Origin of the sequence: Mesorhizobium sp. M0618 (assembly GCF_040320765.1) — a bacterium.
Lineage (GTDB): Bacteria > Pseudomonadota > Alphaproteobacteria > Rhizobiales > Rhizobiaceae > Mesorhizobium.
Genome location: NZ_JAMYQH010000077.1, coordinates 1 through 916 on the forward strand (window position 1 = coordinate 1; position 916 = coordinate 916).

Sequence of the window (916 nt, forward strand, 5' to 3'; positions counted from 1 at the left end):
GGCCAATGTGGGGTGCCTTGCGGCTCGGGTTTGAGGCCGGATTGGCTGGGGTTTGACGGGTTCGGCGGATTTCGGGCGCAATGCGACCCTGTATTAGGTCGCCAGCGTCACCCAGCGGCGCATGTTGAAGGCCATGGCGGCGATGAGGATCTGTCCTGCCGCCTTGGCCAAGCCGCGGTAGCGGATGGCGCAAAGCCGCATGCGGTTCTTCAAGGTGGCAAAGGTCGTCTCGACGGCGAAGCGTTGCCGCGCAATGAGCCGGTTGAAATGCTTCAGGCGCGCTGGCAGATGCGGATGATGCTTGTTGGCGCGCCGCATCAGTCTTGGCTTGATCCCGCGCTCCCTCAGCAATACCTGGCGCGCCTTGGTGTGATAGGCCGCATCCGCCAGCACTGCGCCTTCGTCGCCACAGATCAGATGATCTGCCTCGACCGTGTCGTTGACGTTGGCCGCTGTCGTTCTCACCCGGCGGATCAGGCCAGAGCCCTGGTCGACACCGACATGGGCCTTGTAGCCATAGGAGGAGCCAGGCTTGCCCTGCCGGCGTGTAAAGCCGGCATCGGGATCGCCAGCCTCGCCGGCCTCGTGCGCCGTTCCACTGGGTGGCCGTGCCGCCGCCGTCTCGATCACCGTGGCATCGAGCATCGTACCGCGCCGCAGGATCAGCCCGGCCTTGTCCAACTGACGGTCCAGTTCGCCAAACAGCTTCTCCAGAAGCCCCGCCTCGACGAGACGATTGCGAAAGCGGTTGAGCGTGGTGTGGTCGGGCACCGTCTCTTCGAGCGTCAGCCCAACGAAGCGGCGGAACGACAGCCGATCGGCGAGCGCCTCCTCCAGTTCGCTGTCCGACAGTCCATACAAGGACTGCAGCAGAAGCGCCTTGAACATCACCAACGAATTGTAGGCAGGCCGGCCT

1 protein-coding gene is annotated in these 916 nt (G+C 64.3%); it reads right to left on the reverse strand.

The genetic code is table 11. The annotated features are described in order from the left end of the window. Positions 1 to 93 precede the first annotated feature (93 nt). Positions 94 to 916, reverse strand: an 823-nt coding sequence (locus NKJ04_RS33585; protein ID WP_352680112.1) for an IS5 family transposase, incomplete at its 5' end; no start/stop codon positions are given.